Here is a 15,257-nt window from a genome sequence, read left to right as displayed (position 1 = left end):
TTAAAGCGCCATCAATTGAACACTGAGCTTACACGCTCAGCATCATCAGGCTGGCATTGCCGCCGGCCGCCGTCGTATTCACGCACAGCGCCCGCTCGGCGACCAGGCGCCACAGCGGGATGGCGGAGTCAGCCGTCGTCGCTATGGTGCCCACCACGGCCCCTTCACGGGCCGCCAGCAGCGGTTTGAGCTCGCCGGCCAGTGCCGCTTCGATCATGGCGATCTGGAAATCGTGTTCGCCCGACGAAATATCCGTAATGACCTGGATGCGGTCTTTCAGGGCCGCCGGCAAGTCGGCCGGGATCAGGCTGACGGATTGCGCCAGCACCAGCGCCTGGTTACCGGTCGCCAGGACCGCCGCCAGTTGGTTGATCAGCACACCGGAGGTGGCGGCCGCGCACAGGATCGTGCCGCGCGCGGCAAAGCTCAAGGTATTGCGTTCGCCCGTCGGGCCCGGCAAGACGATGGTGCTGCCCAGCAAGGTGGTGCGCGTGTATTCCTGGGCCAGCTGCATCACCTGGTCGTGGCCGTGCATCTTGGCCCAGACGATCAGCGCGTCGAGCGCCGGCGCCGCCTGGCGCTGATGCTGCGCCCCCGCCGGCGCATTGCGCTGCAGGCGTTTCAAATACAGCGGACCGCCCGCCTTCGGGCCGGTGCCCGACTTGCCTTCGCCGCCGAACGGCTGCACGCCGACCACGGCGCCGACGATATTGCGGTTCACATAGATATTGCCCACATGCGCACGCTGGGTGATGAAGTCGATGGTTTCATCGATGCGGGTATGGATGCCCAGGGTCAGGCCATAGCCGCTGTCGTTGATCGACTGCACCAGCTGCGGCAAATGGGCGCGCTGGTAGCGGATCACGTGCAGCACGGGGCCGAACACTTCCTGCGTCAGCTGGTCCAGCGACTTGATTTCCAGCACGGTCGGCGCGACAAACGTGCCTTCCACGGGCGGCAGGTCGAGCGAGAAATGGTCGATCGCCACGGTTTTCATGCGGTTGATATGGGCCAGCAGATTGCCTTGCGCTTCGGCATCGATGACGGGGCCAATATCGGTGGCCAGGCGATCAGGATTGCCGACGCGCAGTTCCTGCATCGCGCCCTTGAGCATCCTGATGGTTTTATCCGCGATTTCTTCCTGCAGGAATAACACGCGCAGGGCCGAGCAGCGCTGGCCGGCGCTATCGAACGCCGACGACATCACATCTTGCACCACCTGTTCCGGCAAGGCCGAGGAGTCGACGATCAGCGCATTCTGGCCGCCGGTCTCGGCGATCAGCGGAATATCGAGGTTTTCCGCCACGCCGCGCGCGGCCAGGGTGCGGTTGATCAGCTGCGCCACCTGGGTCGAGCCGGTAAAGATCACGCCCTTGACACGCGCGTCCTGGCACAGGGCGGCGCCCACCACTTCGCCGCTGCCGGGCAGGAACTGCAGCGCGCCGCGCGGCACGCCCGCTTCGTGCAGCAGCTGCACGGCGCGCCAGGCGATCAGCGGCGTCTGCTCGGCCGGCTTGGCCAGCACCACGTTGCCGGCCGCCAGCGCGGCGGCGACCTGGCCCGTGAAAATGGCCAACGGGAAATTCCACGGGCTGATGCAGGTGACCGGACCCAGCGCCACGGTGGCCGGCGCATGGTCGACCTCGGCCGCGTAATAGCGCAAGAAATCGACCGCTTCGCGAATTTCCGCGATCGCGTTCGGCAGCGACTTGCCCGCTTCGCGCACGGCCAGCGCCATCAGCTCGACGTGATGCTCTTCGAACAGGTCGGCCGCGCGGCGCAGCGCATGGGCGCGCAAGGAGGCTTCCGTACCCTGCCATGCGGGAGCGAAGGCGCTGGCGGCCGCCAAGGCCGTTTCCACGTCGGCCGGGCACGCTTCAGCGACCTTGCCGACCTGGTCGTCGTGGCGCGCCGGATTGCAGATATTCAAGGTTGGCGCATTCAGGCTGACGGCGCCGTCGATCAGCGGCGAGGCCTGCCAGGCATGCGGCTGCGCCAGGCCATCGGCCAGCGCGCGCAAGGTCTCGTCGTTCGACAGGTCGATGCCGGCGGAATTCTTGCGCTCGCCACCGAACATGGCCAGCGGCAAAGGGATCGCCGGATGCGGCAAGCCGCCCTGCAGCCGCGCTTGCTCCAGAGGATCGCGGATCAGGCTGTCGATGGCCACGTTTTCGTCGACGATCTGGTTGACGAAAGACGAGTTGGCGCCGTTTTCCAGCAGGCGGCGCACCAGGTAGGCCAGCAGGGTTTCGTGCGAACCGACCGGCGCATAGATGCGGCATGGCTTGTCGAGGTTGGCCGGTCCCACCACCTGGTCGTACAGGGTTTCGCCCATGCCGTGCAGGCACTGGAATTCATAATCGGTAATGCCGTCGCGCCTGGCCCAGGTGTAGATCGTTGCCAGCGTCTGCGCGTTATGCGTGGCGAACTGCGGGTAGATCAGGCTGCTGGCGGCCAGCAGTTTTTGCGCACACACCAGGTACGAGACATCCGTGTAGACCTTGCGCGTGTAGACCGGATAGCCGTCCTGGCCATCGACCTGGGCGCGCTTGATTTCCGCATCCCAATACGCGCCCTTGACCAGGCGCACCATGAATTTGCGGCCGCTGCGCCTGGCCAGGTCGATCAGGTAATCGATGGCAAACGGGCAGCGTTTCTGATACGCCTGCACCACATAGCCGATGCCGTCGAAACCGGCCAGATCGGCGTCAAACGCCAGTGCTTCCATCAGGTCGAGCGACAATTCCAGGCGGTCGGTCTCTTCCGCATCGATATTGAAGCCGATGTTGTACTGCTTGGCCAGCAGCAGCAGCGCTTTCACGCGCGGCAGCAACTCGGCCAGCACGCGGGCGCGCTGGGCGCGGCTGTAGCGCGCATGCAAGGCCGACAATTTGACGGAAATGCCGGGGCCGTTCCTGATGCCGCGGCCATTGGACGCCTTGCCGATGGCGTGGATCGCCGTTTCATACGAGGCGTAGTAGTTGGCCGCATCCTGTTCGGTCAGGGCGGCCTCGCCCAGCATGTCGTAGGAGTAGCGGTAGCCGCGGGTTTCATTGTCGTGGCTGTTTTTCAGTGCTTCTTCGATGGTCTGGCCCGTGACGAACTGGTTGCCCAGCATGCGCATGGCCAGGTCCACGCCTTTGCGGATCAGCGGTTCGCCGCCCCTGGCGATCAGGCGGGTCATGGCCGAACCGAGGCCCGATTCGCTGCTGGTGCCGACCAGCTTGCCGGTAATCAGCAGGCCCCAGGTGGCCGCATTGACGAACATCGACGGCGATTCGCCCAGATGCTTTTTCCAGTCCCCCTTGCTGATTTTGTCGGCAATCAAGCGGTCGGCCGTCTGAGTGTCAGGTATACGCAACAGCGCTTCCGCCAGGCACATCAGGGCCACACCCTCTTCCGACGATAAAGAGAACTCATGCATCAGTGCATCGACGCCGGACGCGCGTGTGCGTTTTTGGCGCACGTTTGACACAAGACGGTGCGCCAGCGCCTGGCCTTCGGCGGTGGTTTCGGTGCTGGAAGGGCGTACCTGCTGCAACAGCCACTGCACTGCGGAAACCTCGTCGCGCCTGTAGGCGGCAGTGATGGCGGCGCGTGGCGCCGTCGCTTCGGGCAGGATTTCCGCCTGGAGCGCGGCGAATGGATGCGGGGTAAAAGCCGGGTGGCCAGCAGGGTGCATAGGGACTCTTTACAAGGAAAAAGATGACGGAACCGGCGGTATTTTTTGCCCTTTTTTAGTGCAAAAGAATACAGAAAGTCGGATGTTAAGATGATTCGATTGTAAAGGGGATTCTTATGGATTAATTCTGGTAATACAGAGGGCTAGCAATAGATAGTTTTTGATGCGACAATTTAACCAAATAATATTTATTTGGGGAGTGCTTCGGATGCTGGACAAGATAAGCAAGAAAATCTTGATGGAATTGCAGAGCGATGGACGCATCAGCAATGTGGAGCTGGCCGCGCGCGTGAACCTGTCGCCGGCCGCCTGTCTCGAGCGCGTGCGCAAGCTGCATGAATCGGGCTACATCATGGGCTATACGGCCCAGTTGAATCCGCAACTGCTCGACGTGTCGCTGCTGGTGTTTATCGAAGTCGTGCTCGACCGCACCACGCCGGAAGTGTTCGACGCCTTCAAGCATAGCGTACAAATCATCCCGGAGGTACTGGAATGTCATATGGTGGCCGGCGGTTTCGATTACCTGGTCAAGGCGCGCGTGAAGGACATGGCGGCCTACCGCGAATTCCTCGGCAAGACCCTGCTGCAAAAAGGCGTGCGTGAAACCCACACCTATGCGGTGATGGAAGAAGTCAAAAATACCACCAAATTGCCGATCAAATGACCTCGGTAGCCCCTTGCCATTTTTCCGATTGAGCTAAGCGGATAAATGTTGTAGGGTGGAACTACTATTCTGCCATCCGGTAGCCGCCTGACACGACGCGCAGACGTCGGGATCAAGGTGCGGTGCGTGCAATCGTGCACGCCCGTATCCGGCTACAGCCTGCCCCGCCTGGGGCCGGCACGGATTCTCGCAGCGGGGGACCAATGAAGCAGTTGCCGCACCAGCTGGTACGTTTCTTTCTATTGACTGTCCTGGCCATCGTGCTGGCCTGTTGCCTGGTGTTCCTGCTGCAGCTGGCGGGCGCCACCTCGCCTTACCTGAGCGCCGTGCTGGCCGCCGTGGTCGGCGCCGCGCTGCTGGCGCTGGCCGGCCGCAGCCAGGGCGACCAGGGGCTGCACCTGTTTGCCGACACGGTCGGGCGCGCGATCGACGCCATCATGATCGGCGCGGCGGAAACCTCGTATTTCGTCGATTCGGTGAAAAAGAAGGTCGACCTGGACGTGCAGACGGCCAGCGATATCGCCGACAGTTCCGAACAGAATGCGCGCACCACCGAAAAAATCGCCGCCAATGCCGAGCGGGCCGCCAAAGTGGCCGCCGGCGTACGGGGGGAAAGCGTGGCGGCGCGCGCCGAACTGGACCAGGGCTTGCAGCGCGTCAACCGCGCCCGCGAAGATGCGCAAGCGGCATCCACCGCCATGCTGAGCCTGCAGGACAAATCGAAACGCATCACCGGCTTTACGGAAGCGATTTCCGATATTTCCGCGCGCACCAACCTGCTGGCGCTGAACGCCGCCATCGAGGCGGCGCGGGCCGGCGAACATGGGCGCGGCTTTGCGGTGGTGGCCGGCGAAGTGCGGCAATTGGCGCAGCGCACCAAGGAGGCGAGCGACGAGATCAGCGTGATGGTGCGCGAAATCAATGAACAGGCCGAACGCGCCGCGCGCGGCATGCAATCCTTGGCGGCCGGCGTGACGGAAGCGGCGCGCAATGTGGAAAGCGTGCATGGCTCACTGAGCCATATCGAGGAATCGTCGGGCGTGTCGGAAGACGAGATCGGCCAGATCGCCCGTGCCTCGCGCGAACATGTGGACACCACGCAAGTGATTGCCGACGCCATCGTGCAGATCCGCGACAGCATGCTCTCGACCAATACCGAATTGCCGCGCGCCACGCAATCGGCGATGGCTCTGGCCGAACGGGCCGAAGTGATCGCCAGCGCGCTGGGCGAATCCACCGTGTCCACGCCGCACGACGAGATCCGCGTCGCCGCCCAGCAGGCCGCGCGCGATGTGGGCAAACTGTTCGAGCAGGCGATTGCCGCCGGGCGCATCACCCGCGACGCGCTGTTCGACCGCCATTACCGGCCGATACCGCATACCAATCCGCCCAAGCACACGACCCAGTTCGACGCGTTTACCGACAAGGTCCTGCCGGACCTGCAGGAAGCGTTATTGGCCGCCCTGCCCCAGCTGGCGTACGCAGGCGCGGTCGATACGAATGGCTACTTTCCGACCCACAACAAGAAATTTTCACAACCACTGACGGGCGACTACGAGCACGACATCGTGCACAACCGTACCAAGCGCATCTTCAGCGACCGCACGGGCGCGCGCTGCGGCAGCAATACGCGGCCGTTTTTGTTGCAAACGTATAAAAGGGATACGGGCGAGGTCATGCATGACCTGTCGGCGCCCATCTATGTGGACGGCAAGCACTGGGGCGGTTTCCGCGTGGGCTACCGTTCCAGTGCTCGTGAGTAATTAGTCGACGTGAGGCTTGGGTGCGACGCCACCGCCGGCGGCCGTGGCCGAGCGCAACACCGGCGTATTCATGCCCTCCAGGTGATTGCGCAGCCATTTGTGGGCCGGGCTGCGCGCGTCGCGTTCGTGCCACAGCATGTCCAGGTGGACCGCAGGCAAGGTCAGCGGCAAATCCTTGTACAGCAGGGATTCCGTCATGCCGGTCGAGGCGATCAGGTGGCGCGGCAGGACCGTGATCAGGTCGGAGTTGGCCACCACGCGGCCGGCCGTGAAGAACTGGTTCACGGTCAATAAAATGCGCCGTTCACGGTGGATCTGCGACAGCGCTTCGTCGATCAGGCCGTGAGCGCGGCCGGAAAAACTCACCAGCAAATGGTTCGCCGCGCAATAGTTGTCCAGGGTCAGTTCCTGGTTGGCCAGCGGATGGCCGCGCCGCATCACGCACACATATTTGCCGGAATACAGGCGCTCGTGGCGGATCGGCGAACCCGTTTCGCTGGACAGTTGCGCCGCCACGCCGGGAAAGAAGCCGACCGCCAGGTCGATGTCGCCACGCAGCAACATCGGCCGCGGTTCGCGCGTGGTGAGCGGCATCATGCGCACATTCACGCCCGGCGCCTCGCGCTCGATCGAGCGCATCAGGGACGGCAGCCAGAAGGCGGCCGTGGCGTCGGCCATCGCCATGCGGAAGGTGGCATGGGTTTTCGAGACATCGAAGGTTTCCGGCGTCACCGCCGCTTCCAGGCTGGCCAGCGCCGAGCGCACGGACGGCCACAGCGCTTCGGCGCGCGGCGTCGGTTTCACGCCATACGCCGTGCGGATCAGCAACTCATCGCCCAGGCTTTCGCGCAGGCGCTTGATGGCGTTCGATACCGCCGGCTGTGTCATTGCCAGATGGCCGGCCGCGCGCGTCAGGTTTTGTTCCGTCATGACGGCGTCGAAAACACGCAGCAAGTTTAGATCCAGCGTCAGAAAACTCATGGAAAGTCCAAGGTAAAGTTGAATTCAGATAAATTATTTACCAGTGTAAACCGCGCCGGGGCGGATTGATTTCACTCGTAAAAAAATATTACAATTTTCCATTCATGATTCATATAATTGGTATCAGGAAATGGAATTAGATTTATATGTTGCACTGCACTATAGTACTGCCAAATTCTATAATGCACTGGAAATCATGTCTACCTTCGCTACCGCCCTGTACGCAGTATCCGCACCCGTACTGGACCTCCCCTTCAGCACTGTCCTGCAAGTAGCGCTGGCGCTGCTGGCCATCGGCGTGTTTGCGCTGGTGTTCAAGCCCTTGCTGGTCGGTATCGCCCGCGCCTTGGTACTGGTGGTGCGTCCCAAGCTGAGCCGCGAGCAGCGCCTGGCGCGCGAGTTGGCCTCACGCGCGTAAGTTGTTCCCGCAGATGCAACAAGCCGGTTACACCGGCTTTTTTTACGTCCGTGGTTCAGCCCACCTCGCCCAGCAAATGCGCACGCAATTGCAGATCGGCCGGATGGGCGCCGATCCAGATCTTCAGCAGCGCATTATAGAAAGCCAGGTCGGGCACCTTCTCGCCCAGTTGCTTGCCGTTCAGCCGGCACAAAGTCCCCTCCTCGGGCAGCCAGTCGACCGTCAGCATGTCGCCTTTTTTCAGGCCCGGCACCATTTCGAACATGGCGCCCAGCTGCATCGTCTGGCTCAGCAGGCGCGTGCGGTCGGCCTGGTCGGAACTGCGGTTCAGGCCTTCCATGAAGGACTTGCCCAGGTCGTCGGAGCTGATATCGCGCAGCATGACGATTTCCAGCCGGCGCGGCCCCGGCAGCGCCATGATGTCGGCCAGCTGGCTCTTCTTTTCCGGTAAATACAGCGCGATGGTGTAGACCTTGAAGATCAGCTTGTAGCGCACGCCGGCGCCATTCAGTTTCAAGGCCTGGTTCGCCAGTTGCACCGTGTCGTCGAGCTTGATACCGCCGACATCGACGGCCAGCGCCGGCTGCGCCAAGGTGGCGCAGAGACAGGCGGTGGCCAGCGAGCGGCCGAGTCGGGATATGCTGAGCATCTGCTGCCTTCCGTGGAATAAGCGAAGGGACAGTGTAGAGCAGTTGCCGGAAGAGGGCCGCGCAGCTTGGCGGCCGGAATGTTTACGCTTTCAGCGGCAGTTCGGCTTGCAGGCGTTCGTACTTGGCCGTCAGCTGTTCCCGGGTTTCGATCCAGGCCGGATTGAGCGGGATGCAGCTGACCGGACACACTTGCTGGCATTGCGGCTCGTCGAAGTGGCCCACGCATTCGGTGCACTTGTTCGGGTCGATTTCGTAGATTTCGGCGCCCATGTAGATCGCGTCATTCGGGCACTCGGGCTCGCAGATATCGCAATTGATGCATTCGTCGGTGATCAGTAGTGCCATGATTTTTACTCTTGCTTATTCCGGCAATGCAGCGTTGGCGGCAATCTTGTTTTGCAGCCAGCGGTTGACCGAGGGGAAGACAAACTTGGAGACGTCGCCGCCCAGCGCCGCGATTTCGCGCACGATGGTGCCCGAAATAAACTGGTACTGGTCGGACGGCGTCAGGAACATGGTTTCAACTTCAGGCAGCAGATAGCGGTTCATGCCGGCCATCTGGAATTCGTATTCGAAGTCGGAGACGGCGCGCAGGCCGCGCACGATCACGCGCGCTTCGTGCTTGCGCACGAAATCCTTGAGCAGGCCGGAAAAGCTTTCCACCTGCACATTTGGATAATGACCGAGCACTTCGTTGGCAATTTCCAGGCGTTCGTCGAGCGAGAAAAACGGATTTTTGTTCTTGCTGTCGGCCACACCCACGATCAGCTTGTCAAACAGACCCGATGCGCGGCGCACCAGATCTTCATGACCGCGCGTGAGCGGATCGAACGTTCCCGGATAAACGGCTACAACCATTGCGGCTCCCTGACGATGCACCAATATAGACGCGCATTATGCCTGAATTTGGTGATTTGCCTTGGGCCGGGGGCTATTTCTGCTCAATTTATAAGCAGATTCACGCCGTTGCCGCCACTTTGTTGTAAGTTAGCAAATGATAATAAACCGTCCCTGCTTTATCGGCGCGGATGACTTCCCACGGCGCCATCCAGTCCGGCTTGTCCAGTTCGCTGTTTTCATCGAACACCATCGACAGCCCCGATTCCGCGTAGACGATGCCGCCCTCTTTCAACAGATGGGCGCACAACGGCAATACCTTGGCCAGGAAATCTTGCTGGTAAGGCGGATCGAGGAAGATCAGGTCGAAACGCTGGCCGCGCGCCGCCAGTCCTTGCGCCGTCAGCAAGGCGTCGCCGCGCAGCAGCTGCACGTTGTCAGCGCGCAGCTTGGTCTTGTTGTCTTCCAGCTGGCGGATCACGGGCGTATGCGTGTCGACCATGGTGACGGACGCCGCGCCGCGGCTGGCCGCTTCGAAGCCGAGCGCGCCGCTGCCGGCGAACAGGTCGAGTACGTGGGCATTGGCCCAGTCGCCGTCGCGCAGGTGATTGATCCAGTTGAATACGGTTTCGCGCACGCGGTCAGGTGTCGGGCGCAAGCCCAGCGCCTGCAGCACGGGCAATACGGAGCGCTTCCATTGTCCGCCGATAATGCGCACCTGGTTCGGTGGCGGTGCATGGTGGACCGGGACTTTGGTGGGTTTTTTAACTTTCTTTTGCATGGGGATGTCTTCAATTCGGTGGCGGCCACTATAGCATATGGCCCCCGCCGCCCCTGTGCTGGCGCGGCTTATTTCGGCTGCGCCGCCAGCGAATTGAAGTCGTCGATCCAGCCCTGCATGCGCTTGACGGCATGGGCTTTTTGCGCCGGCGTGGCGATCTTGATCACGGTCAGTATCATTTGCGCCGTGCTGTTTTCAAATGCATCAAAAAAGGCCTTGCGATCAGAGTGTTCCAGGCGCTCGAAGCTGTCCTTGATCAGGGTATTGATCAGGGCCACGGTGGCTTCCTTGCCCAGCTTTTCGTTCTGTACCTTTTGTACCAGGGTCAGTACATTGCGCTGGCGGCGCATGCGCTCGTCGAGCCAGATTTCATTGTCCAGCGGCCGCGCGTCGGACGCCTTGCGGATCAGGGTTTCCTGTTCGCCGCTGAAACTGCCGAACCACAGTTCGAACTGTTCCATCGATTTCTTGTAGCGCAGCTGCTGGCGTTTCTCCTGGTCGCCCGTGAGAAACTTCTTGCGATAGTCGTCATTGTTCGACTTGAACTTCTTTTCCATCTGCGCGATCTGTTCCGGCTTCAGCGAGCGGGCCAGGTCGGCCAGGTCGGGGGCCGCTTTCAGCAGCAGCGACTGGGTGCGGCTCTTGATTTCGCTGTAATCGGCCAGCAAGTCCGCCTGGGTGGGGTTGCCCTGCACCTGCTTCTGGCCCTTGCGCAGGATTTCCACATAGTCCTTGAGCTGGGTCTTGCGGTGCCAGTCGAACAGCTTGTCGATATCTTCGCGTACCCAGCCTTTCTGGTCGCGGTCCAGGTCGACATAGGCGTTGAGCCACCAGTACAGCACGGTGTCGCCATTGTTGTAGGCCAGGCGCAAGCTGCTGCAGCCGGCCACGACGACCAGCATCAGGACCAGCAATGCACAAGTAAAGCGCTGGTGGAGAGGGGCCCGCGTGTTAAACTTTTTCATATTCTTAACTTATAAAATAAATACGGACTATGAACGTTGTCATTCTCGCCGCCGGTATGGGGAAACGCATGCAGTCGGCACTGCCAAAAGTACTGCACCCACTGGCTGGCAAGCCGCTGCTGTCGCATGTGATCGATACGGCGCGCACCTTGGCGCCGTCCAAATTATGCGTGATTTACGGACATGGGGGCGCAGCGGTGCTGAAACTGCTCGACCAGTACAAGTCCGGGCAGTCGGTGGACATCGCCGCCGCCGAGCAGGCGCAGCAGCTGGGCACCGGCCACGCCGTGCAGCAAGCGCTGCCTTTGCTGGACGATAACGTTCCTACCCTGATCCTGTACGGCGACGTGCCGCTGACCAGCGGCGGCTCGCTGCAAAAGCTGGTGCAGGCGGCCGGCAACGGCCAGCTGGCGATCCTGACGGTGGTGCAGGACGATCCGTTCGGCCTGGGCCGCATCGTGCGCGAAAATGGCGCCATCGTGCGCATCGTCGAGGAAAAGGACGCTACCGCGGACGAGCGCGCCATCAAGGAAATCAACAGCGGCATCATGGTCGCGCCGACCGTGCAACTGAAGAAATGGCTGTCTGCGCTGTCGAACAACAATGCGCAAGGTGAATACTATCTGACCGACATCGTTGCCCAGGCCGTTGCCGATGGCGTGCCTGTCACCTCGGCCCAGCCCGGCGCCGTGTGGGAAGTCGCTGGCGTCAACAGCAAGGTGCAACTGGCCCAGCTGGAACGGATTCACCAGAACAATATCGCGCTGGCCCTGCTCGAGCGCGGCGTCACCCTGATGGACCCGGCCCGCATCGATGTGCGTGGCGAACTGATCTGCGGACGCGACGTCACCATCGACGTCGGCTGCGTGTTCGAAGGCAGGGTGGAACTGGGCGACGGCGTGCGCGTGGGCGCCAATAACGTGCTGGTCAATGCCAGGATCGCGGCTGGCGCGCACATCAAGCCGTTCTGCCATATCGAAGAAGCCATCGTTGGCGCCGGTTCGCTGATCGGCCCGTACGCGCGCCTGCGCCCCGGCACCATGCTGGCGGAAGAAGTGCATATCGGTAACTTCGTCGAAGTCAAAAACAGCCAGGTGGCCGCCAACAGCAAGGCCAATCACCTGGCGTATATCGGCGACGCCACCATCGGCTCGCGCGTCAACATCGGCGCCGGCACCATCACTTGCAACTACGACGGCGTCAACAAATCGCGCACGGTGATCGAAGACGACGCCTTTATCGGCAGCGACAGCCATCTGATCGCACCGGTGACGGTCGGCAAGGGCGCCACCCTGGGCGCCGGCACCACCCTGTCGAAAGATGCGCCGGCCGGCAAGCTGACCATCTCGCGCGCCAAGCAGACCACCGTCGAAGGCTGGCACCGCCCGATCAAGAAGCCGAAATAAGTTTCGTCCTCTACGCTTGACGGCAGATGATGCCGCCAGCCTTCACAGGCTGGCGGCATTTTTTATCAGCATCGGTGTTGTGGACAAGCTTGTGGACAGGCGGTGGGCAGAAAGGGGATAAGTCACCGGCTATTGAAAGTGCCATTTTTGCAGTGTGGATAAACATGTGTACAAGCATGGGAATCATGCAGGGATAAGCCTGGTATAAGCCATGTAAAAGCGGTGAAAAAGACGGGATAAGTTTGGCGTCTTGTCTTGTTTCATGCATCGTTGTCCGGTAAGCAGCCATGATATTTCAACATGCTGGTTTCGAATTTCCCGGCTGTGGATAATGCTGTGCGCAAATGCTGGATAAGCTCGGAATAACTTTCAAGCTATTGAATTCAATCAGGATTTTATGCTTGAATCAGATTGCCGCCTGTGGGTAAATCTGTGCACAAGCCTGTTGTCAACTGGTGGGCAAGCAGCGGACAAGTCGGGATAACTTGTTTTTCACGGAAACTGTCGCGCAGCATGATGAGGGTAAATGCATCAGGCGGCCCGCAAGGCGCTTGCCGTGCTGTGGATAACAATGTGCACAAGGGGCATAACAAGTCGGGATAACTCGCCAGCGTCCTTCAGACGGCGATGCGTGTCTCGAACTTGCTGCGGAAGGTGGAAAAATAGCTTTTCACATTGCGCACGTTGGCGTGCGCCGTAAACAAGCTGTGCGCCAGCGCATGGTAGGCCGGCATGTCGGCCACCTGCACGATCAGCACGAAATCGGGGCCGGGCGAGACGCGGTAGCATTGCAGCACTGCCGCCTCGCCGGCCACCAGTTGTTCGAACTCGGTCATGCGTTCGGCCGCCTGTACATCGAGCGTGATCTCGACCACCGCCGTCAGGCTGGGCCCTACCAGTTGCGGCGCGACGATCGCCACCTGCCGCTCGATCACCCCGCTCTCGGTCAGGTGCTTGACCCTGCGCAGGCAAGTGGGTGCCGAGACATGGACCAGCCGCGCCAGTTCGCTGTTGGTTTGTGATGCATCAACTTGCAAGGCATTCAGAATCCGCCGGTCGATGTCGTCAAGAAGAATAGTGGTTTCGTTCATGATTTAATGAATTAACAAAAAAATTTAAATTAAATGAAAGAATATTTCATCGCAAAATATACATGAAATATTCAATCAAAAATACATGAATTTAGAAAGCATATTTCATGCTCTCTGCATTAGCATGCGTGCATTAATTAATTTTCAATTCGAGGTTTCCATGTGCGGCATTGTCGGCGCAGTAGCGCAACGTAATATCACCCCTATCCTGGTCGAAGGCCTGAAGCGCCTGGAATACCGCGGCTACGATTCCTGCGGCATCGCGCTGCATACCGATGGCCGTTTGCAACGTTCGCGCTCGACCGCGCGCGTGGCCGAGCTGGAAAAGCAGATCGCCGAAGAAGGCGTGAGCGGCTTCACGGGCATCGCCCACACGCGCTGGGCCACGCATGGCGCCCCGGTGTCGTTCAATGCCCACCCGCACTTTTCGCCGAACGAGGAAAATCCGCGCGTGGCACTGGTGCATAACGGCATCATCGAAAACCACGACGAACTGCGCGCCGAACTGACCGCCCTCGGTTATGTGTTCCAGAGCCAGACCGATACCGAAGTCATCGCCCACCTGGTCGAGCACCTGTATAACGGCGACCTGTTCGAGACGGTGCAACAAGCCGTCAAGCGCCTCGATGGCGCCTATGCGATCGCCGTTTTCTGCCGCGACGAACCGCACCGCGTGGTCGCCGCCCGCCAGGGTTCGCCGCTGATCGTCGGCCTGGGCGAGGGTGAAAACTTTGTCGCTTCCGACGCCATGGCGCTGGCCGGCACCACCAACCAGATTATCTACCTGGAAGAAGGCGACGTGGTCGACCTGCAACTGTCGCGCGTGTGGATCGTCGATGTCGACGGCAAGCCGGTCGAGCGTGAAGTGAAAACCGTGCATGCGCACACCGGTGCCGCCGAACTGGGCCCGTACCGCCACTATATGCAGAAAGAAATCTTCGAGCAGCCGCGCGCCATCGGCGACACGCTCGAAGGCGTGACGGGCATCATGCCGGAGCTGTTCGGCGACGACGCCTATAACATCTTCAAGCAGGTCGACCGCGTGCTGATCCTGGCCTGCGGCACCAGCTCCTACGCCGGCATGACCGCCAAGTACTGGATCGAATCGATCGCCAAGGTGCCTGTCAGCGTGGAAGTGGCCAGCGAATACCGCTACCGCGACAGCGTGCCGCATCCGAACACCCTGATCGTCACCATTTCGCAAAGCGGCGAAACGGCCGACACGCTGGCCGCCCTGAAACACGCGCGCAGCCTGGGCATGCACCATACGCTGACGATTTGCAACGTGGCCACCAGCGCCATGGTGCGCGAATGCGCGCTGGCCTACATCACGCGCGCCGGCGTCGAAGTGGGCGTCGCCTCGACCAAGGCCTTCACCACCCAGCTGGCCGGCCTGTTCCTGCTGACCCTGTGCCTGGCGCAAGTGAACGGCCACCTGACCGAGGAAGAAGAAGCGGCCCACCTGAAAGCCATGCGTCACCTGCCGGTGGCAATCGCTTCCGTGCTGGCGCTCGAACCGCAGATCATCGCCTGGTCCGAAGAGTTCGCCCGCAAGGAAAACGCCCTCTTCCTCGGTCGTGGCATGCATTACCCGATCGCCCTGGAAGGCGCGCTGAAGCTGAAGGAAATTTCCTATATCCACGCCGAAGCGTATCCGGCCGGCGAACTGAAACACGGCCCGCTGGCCCTGGTAACCAATGAAATGCCGATCGTCACCATCGCCCCGAACGATGCCCTGATCGAAAAGCTGAAGTCGAACATGCAGGAAGTACGCGCCCGCGGCGGCCAGCTGTACGTCTTCGCCGACGTCGATTCGCACATCAGCTCGGGCGAAGGCCTGCACGTGATCCGCCTGCCGGAACACTACGGCGTGCTGTCACCAATCCTGCACGTGGTGGCGCTGCAATTGCTGGCCTACCACACGGCGCTGGCGCGTGGCACCGATGTGGACAAGCCACGCAATCTGGCGAAGTCGGTGACGGTGGAATAAGGTTTCAGTGGCCGGGACGCAAGAAGACT

At 61.0% G+C, this 15,257-nt stretch carries 14 protein-coding genes; 5 read left to right on the top strand and 9 right to left on the bottom strand.

Features of this window, described 5'->3' with window-relative positions; translation table 11 throughout:
* Positions 1-28: 28 nt before the first annotated feature.
* Positions 29-3,682 carry a trifunctional transcriptional regulator/proline dehydrogenase/L-glutamate gamma-semialdehyde dehydrogenase gene (gene putA / locus Q8L25_RS01515; RefSeq protein WP_308923238.1) on the bottom strand — a complete coding sequence of 1,218 codons (3,654 nt, stop codon included), beginning with the start codon at positions 3,680-3,682 and terminating at the stop codon, positions 29-31.
* 208 nt (positions 3,683-3,890) lie between these two features.
* Here putA and Q8L25_RS01510 point away from each other — a divergent pair, with 208 nt between their 5' ends.
* Both Q8L25_RS01510 and Q8L25_RS01505 read left to right on the top strand, forming a co-directional pair.
* The gene (locus tag Q8L25_RS01510; protein WP_010393827.1) at positions 3,891-4,346 is read left to right on the top strand and encodes an Lrp/AsnC ligand binding domain-containing protein; all 456 of its coding nucleotides are present in this window, start codon (positions 3,891-3,893) and stop codon (positions 4,344-4,346) included.
* A gap of 203 nt (positions 4,347-4,549) precedes the next feature.
* On the top strand, positions 4,550-6,109 hold the full coding sequence (locus Q8L25_RS01505; protein ID WP_308923237.1) for a methyl-accepting chemotaxis protein: 1,560 nt from the start codon (positions 4,550-4,552) through the stop codon (positions 6,107-6,109).
* Here the strand turns inward: Q8L25_RS01505 and Q8L25_RS01500 are convergent, their stop codons facing one another.
* On the bottom strand, positions 6,110-7,090 hold the full coding sequence (locus tag Q8L25_RS01500) for a LysR family transcriptional regulator (protein WP_308923236.1): 981 nt from the start codon (positions 7,088-7,090) through the stop codon (positions 6,110-6,112).
* 196 nt (positions 7,091-7,286) lie between these two features.
* Between Q8L25_RS01500 and Q8L25_RS01495 the strand changes: the two genes are divergently transcribed.
* A complete protein-coding gene (locus Q8L25_RS01495; protein ID WP_308923235.1) occupies positions 7,287-7,508 on the top strand; it encodes a hypothetical protein in 222 nt (73 codons plus the stop codon).
* 55 nt (positions 7,509-7,563) lie between these two features.
* On the opposite strand, the gene Q8L25_RS01490 is transcribed toward Q8L25_RS01495, so the two are convergent.
* The 5 genes from Q8L25_RS01490 to Q8L25_RS01470 all read right to left on the bottom strand — a co-directional run bounded on the left by Q8L25_RS01490 (position 7,564) and on the right by Q8L25_RS01470 (position 10,741).
* The gene (locus Q8L25_RS01490; RefSeq protein WP_308923234.1) at positions 7,564-8,157 is read right to left on the bottom strand and encodes a chalcone isomerase family protein; all 594 of its coding nucleotides are present in this window, start codon (positions 8,155-8,157) and stop codon (positions 7,564-7,566) included.
* A gap of 82 nt (positions 8,158-8,239) precedes the next feature.
* The gene (locus Q8L25_RS01485; protein WP_308923233.1) at positions 8,240-8,503 is read right to left on the bottom strand and encodes a YfhL family 4Fe-4S dicluster ferredoxin; all 264 of its coding nucleotides are present in this window, start codon (positions 8,501-8,503) and stop codon (positions 8,240-8,242) included.
* Positions 8,504-8,518: 15 nt separating this feature from the next.
* Positions 8,519-9,016 (bottom strand): pantetheine-phosphate adenylyltransferase, encoded by a 498-nt coding sequence (gene coaD, locus Q8L25_RS01480; protein ID WP_308923232.1) that lies wholly within the window; start codon positions 9,014-9,016, stop codon positions 8,519-8,521.
* Positions 9,017-9,116: 100 nt separating this feature from the next.
* Positions 9,117-9,776 carry a 16S rRNA (guanine(966)-N(2))-methyltransferase RsmD gene (gene rsmD / locus Q8L25_RS01475; RefSeq protein WP_308923231.1) on the bottom strand — a complete coding sequence of 220 codons (660 nt, stop codon included), beginning with the start codon at positions 9,774-9,776 and terminating at the stop codon, positions 9,117-9,119.
* A 68-nt stretch (positions 9,777-9,844) separates the two neighbouring features.
* The gene (locus Q8L25_RS01470) at positions 9,845-10,741 is read right to left on the bottom strand and encodes a DUF6279 family lipoprotein (RefSeq protein WP_308923230.1); all 897 of its coding nucleotides are present in this window, start codon (positions 10,739-10,741) and stop codon (positions 9,845-9,847) included.
* Positions 10,742-10,770: 29 nt separating this feature from the next.
* Here Q8L25_RS01470 and glmU point away from each other — a divergent pair, with 29 nt between their 5' ends.
* A complete protein-coding gene (glmU, locus tag Q8L25_RS01465) occupies positions 10,771-12,147 on the top strand; it encodes a bifunctional UDP-N-acetylglucosamine diphosphorylase/glucosamine-1-phosphate N-acetyltransferase GlmU (protein WP_308923229.1) in 1,377 nt (458 codons plus the stop codon).
* A gap of 10 nt (positions 12,148-12,157) precedes the next feature.
* On the opposite strand, the gene Q8L25_RS01460 is transcribed toward glmU, so the two are convergent.
* Positions 12,158-12,436: a hypothetical protein gene (locus Q8L25_RS01460; RefSeq protein ID WP_308923228.1), complete on the bottom strand. Its 279-nt coding sequence runs from the start codon at positions 12,434-12,436 to the stop codon at positions 12,158-12,160.
* Positions 12,437-12,764: 328 nt separating this feature from the next.
* Positions 12,765-13,238 (bottom strand): Lrp/AsnC family transcriptional regulator, encoded by a 474-nt coding sequence (locus Q8L25_RS01455; RefSeq protein WP_308923227.1) that lies wholly within the window; start codon positions 13,236-13,238, stop codon positions 12,765-12,767.
* Between the two features lie 160 nt (positions 13,239-13,398).
* On the opposite strand from Q8L25_RS01455, the gene glmS reads away from it, so the two are divergent.
* Positions 13,399-15,228: a glutamine--fructose-6-phosphate transaminase (isomerizing) gene (glmS, locus tag Q8L25_RS01450; RefSeq protein ID WP_308925630.1), complete on the top strand. Its 1,830-nt coding sequence runs from the start codon at positions 13,399-13,401 to the stop codon at positions 15,226-15,228.
* The last annotated feature ends 29 nt before the right edge of the window (positions 15,229-15,257 follow it).

This window comes from Janthinobacterium sp. J1-1 (assembly GCF_030944405.1).
Lineage (GTDB): Bacteria > Pseudomonadota > Gammaproteobacteria > Burkholderiales > Burkholderiaceae_D > Janthinobacterium.
This window is presented reverse-complemented; position numbering and strand designations above follow the sequence as displayed.